Annotated in this window: 5 protein-coding genes; 4 read left to right on the forward strand and 1 reads right to left on the reverse strand. The window is 64.8% G+C overall.

Annotated elements, in window-relative coordinates:
• Nucleotides 1-1,147, forward strand: a 1,147-nt coding sequence (locus tag ABWP50_RS13270) for a GltB/FmdC/FwdC-like GXGXG domain-containing protein (protein WP_353218463.1), incomplete at its 5' end; no start/stop codon positions are given.
• A 75-nt stretch (nt 1,148-1,222) separates the two neighbouring features.
• Nucleotides 1,223-1,513 (forward strand): hypothetical protein, encoded by a 291-nt coding sequence (locus ABWP50_RS13275; protein ID WP_353218464.1) that lies wholly within the window; start codon nt 1,223-1,225, stop codon nt 1,511-1,513.
• Here the strand turns inward: ABWP50_RS13275 and ABWP50_RS13280 are convergent, their stop codons facing one another.
• The gene (locus ABWP50_RS13280) at nt 1,514-1,690 is read right to left on the reverse strand and encodes a hypothetical protein (RefSeq protein WP_353218465.1); all 177 of its coding nucleotides are present in this window, start codon (nt 1,688-1,690) and stop codon (nt 1,514-1,516) included.
• A gap of 73 nt (nt 1,691-1,763) precedes the next feature.
• Between ABWP50_RS13280 and ABWP50_RS13285 the strand changes: the two genes are divergently transcribed.
• Nucleotides 1,764-2,429: a glutathione S-transferase family protein gene (locus ABWP50_RS13285; RefSeq protein WP_353218466.1), complete on the forward strand. Its 666-nt coding sequence runs from the start codon at nt 1,764-1,766 to the stop codon at nt 2,427-2,429.
• An 18-nt stretch (nt 2,430-2,447) separates the two neighbouring features.
• Nucleotides 2,448-3,499: MFS transporter (locus ABWP50_RS13290; protein WP_353218467.1), on the forward strand; the 1,052-nt coding region annotated here is incomplete at its 3' end.

Genomic DNA, 3,499 nt, shown 5'->3' on the forward strand with positions numbered 1-3,499 from the left:
GGGCTGCATCATGGTGCGCCAGTGCCACAGCAACACCTGCCCGGTGGGCGTGTGCACCCAGGACGATGCGCTGCGCCAGAAATTCGTTGGCACGCCGGAAAAGGTCATCAACCTGATGAGCTTCATCGCCGAAGAGGTGCGCGAGATCCTGGCGCGGCTTGGCTGCCGCAGCCTGGATGAGGTGATCGGGCGCACCGAATTGCTGCGTCAGGTCAATCGCGGCGCTGAGCATCTTGATGATCTGGATCTCAATCCGATCCTCGCCAAGGTCGATGCGCCGGACCATCAGCGGCGCTGGGGCCTGGGCAATGGCCGCAACGAGGTGCCGGACAGCCTGGATGCCGACATGCTGCGCGACGCTGCGCATCTGTTCGAACGCGGCGAGAAAATGCAGCTGGCCTACACGGTGCGCAACACGCACCGGGCGGTGGGCACGCGGCTTTCGGGCGAAATCACCCGGCGCTTTGGCATGAAGGGCCTGCAGCCGGGGCATGTTCATGTCCGCCTGCGCGGTTCGGCCGGGCAATCGCTCGGTGCGTTTGCGGTGCAGGGCGTCAAGCTGGAGGTGTTTGGCGAGGCCAATGACTATGTCGGCAAGGGCCTGTCGGGCGCCACCATCGTGGTGCGGCCGTTCCCGTCGTCGCTGCTGGTCAGCCAGGACAATGCCATCATCGGCAACACCGTGCTTTATGGCGCCACCGCTGGCCGGCTGTTTGCTGCCGGGCGCGCCGGCGAACGCTTTGCGGTGCGCAACAGCGGTGCCACCACCGTTGTCGAAGGCTGCGGCGCCAACGGCTGTGAATATATGACCGGCGGCACGGCCGTGATCCTCGGCAAGACTGGCGCCAATTTCGGGGCTGGCATGTCGGGCGGCATGGCCTTTGTTTATGATCAGGATGGCGGCTTTGAACGGCTGGTCAACCACGAGACGGTGGTGGTGCAGCGGCTGGCATCGGCGCACTGGGAAGGGGTTGTCCACGATCTCATCGCCGAACATGCCAGCGAAACCGGATCGAAATGGGCGACCGGCCTGCTGGCGGAATGGGACCGCACCCGCACCCGCATCTGGCAGGTCTGCCCGAAGGAAATGCTCAGCCGGCTGGCGCAGCCGCTGGACGACAATCCGGGCAGCATCGCGGCCGAATAAGCAGGCCTTGAAACCGGCGCCTTCGCTGCTATATTCAGCTAAGACAGTTGAAGCGCCGGTTTTGAAGGATGAACGATGGCCAAGAGCAATGACCCGCTGATCGAAAGCCTGATGCAGCTTGCCGTGTCGGCCGCGCCGCTGATCCGCAAGGCGCGCGAGGCCGGCATTTTCCGTGACCGTGACGGCATGGTGGACGCCGAAATCGTGACGCCGACGGCCAAACCGGCACCGCCAGAATCCCCTGCCGCCCCCGCTGCACCGGAGATGGCGCAAACAGCGGCGTTGCAGGATATCGTCGTGCGGCAGGCGCTGCGCATCAACGAGCTGGAAAACGAACTGGCGGCCCTGAAAGCCGCCAAGCCGTGATCAGCCCTTCTTGAACAATATTTTGCCGCGCTGTTCGACATAGAGCTTCTCGAAGCTGATCGGATCGAAATGGGCTTCGACGCGGCCTGAGGTCGAGCGCCGCCGCCGCTCACGCCAAGCGTTGCAGCGGCTTCCAAGCGCCGCGCAGCGCCGCACCGCTGCATCATTGTTGGCCAATGGTTTGCAATAACCGAGCGCCACTGCCTGCGACCTTTTCAAGCGGGCAAACATGGCTATGACAGGGTGCAGCATGTGGCGGCTTCATCATTTCATCTTGTGCCCGTTCAGCCGCAAAGTGCGCTTTGCGCTGGCGGTAAAGGGCGTCACCCACGATCTGGTGCAGGAATTGCCGTGGGAAAAGCGCGCGGCGTTCACCGCGCTCAATCCGGCCGGGCAAACCCCGGTGCTGCTGCAGGGCGGGCTGGTGCTGGTCGATTCCGCTGCCATCGTCGAACATTTCGAAGAAACGCTGGACCGCACGCCGCTGCTGGGCAGCACACCCGAAGCCCGCGCCGAAACGCGCCGCTTGCTGGCGTGGTTCGATCAGAAATTCTACGCCGAAGTCGGCGCGCCGCTGCTGGGCGAGCGCATGTACAAGCGGGCGGTGATCAAGGGTGCACCGGATGGCAGCATCATCCGCCAGGCCAGCCGCAACGCCGATATGCATCTGGAATATATCGATTTCCTGCTGGAACAGCGCGCCTGGTTGGGCGGCGGGCAGTTTGGTCTGGCCGATATTGCCGCTGCCGCGCATCTGTCGGTCGCCGATTATCTGGGCGGGCTGGAATGGGATGGCCATGATCCGGCGCGCACCTGGTATTCGGCGATCAAATCGCGGCCCACGTTTCGGCCCTTGCTGGCCGAGCGGCTGGAGGGCCTGCCGCCGCCGCTGCATTACGACAAGCTGGATTTTTAGAAAATAAAAGGGGGGGACATGCAGACCGAGCGAGCCACCGATGCCGGCGCCCGCCGCATGCTGATCACGCTGCTGTTTGTCGGCACTGCGCTGAACTATGTCGATCGGCAGGTGCTGGCGCTGCTCAAGCCGACGCTTGAGGTGGAATTCGGCTGGACCGATCAGGAATTTGCCCATCTTGGCAGCGTGTTTCAATTGTCGGCGGCGTTTGCGCTGCTGGCGGTGGGCTGGTTCGTGGACAAGTTCGGCGTGCGGCTGGCGTACGGCGTCGCCGTTGCCGTCTGGAGCGCCGCCGGCATGGCCCACGCCGCCGCCGCCAATGTCGGGCAATTCGTGGTGGCGCGCAGCGTGCTGGCGGTGGCCGAAAGCGTCAACACGCCCGCCGCGGTAAAGGCCGCCGCCACCTACCTGCCGCTCACGCAGCGCAGCCTGGGGCTGGGGCTGGTCAACACCGCGCCCAACATCGGCGCCATCCTCACCCCGCTGCTGATTCCGCCGCTGGCGCTGGCCTTTGGCTGGAAATCGGCGTTCGTTGTTACCGGCGCATTGGGCTTTGTCTGGCTGGCATTCTGGATTGTCGGCACGCGCCGGCTGGTGCCAGTGGCGGTGGCCAAGAAGGCCGCATTGGACGGCAATTGGAGCGAGCTGCTGAAAGACCACCGCACCTGGACCATCGTTGGCGCCAAGGCCTTCACCGATTGCGTGTGGTGGTTCGTGCTGTTCTGGTCGCCCGATTTCCTCGCCAAGACCTTCGGCCTGTCCCAAGGCCAAATCGGCGTGCCCACCGCGATCATCTTCACCCTGGCCGGGCTGGGCGCCTTAAGCTCCGGCTTCCTGTTCCCGGCGCTGCTGCGGCGCGGCATGACCGTAAACCGCGCCCGCAAATCGAGCATGCTCTTCTACGCCGTGCTCATCCTGCCAATCCCGCTGGCCATGCAGGCCCCCGGCGCAATCGTGGCGGCGCTGATCATCGGGCTGGCCCTGTTCGCCCACCAGGGCTTCTCCACCAACATCTTCGGCCTGGCCGCCGACACCGTGCCCACCTCCCGCGTGGCGGGCGTGATGGCGCT

The organism is Sandarakinorhabdus sp. (assembly GCF_040398645.1).
Taxonomy (GTDB): Bacteria; Pseudomonadota; Alphaproteobacteria; order Sphingomonadales; family Sphingomonadaceae; genus Sandarakinorhabdus.

What these genes read in the sequence shown, in the direction of transcription:
- ABWP50_RS13275 (WP_353218464.1), top strand. Translation starts at nt 1,223, where the DNA reads ATGGCCAAGAGCAATGACCCGCTGATCGAAAGCCTGATGCAGCTTGCC.
- ABWP50_RS13285 (WP_353218466.1), top strand. Translation starts at nt 1,764, where the DNA reads ATGTGGCGGCTTCATCATTTCATCTTGTGCCCGTTCAGCCGCAAAGTG.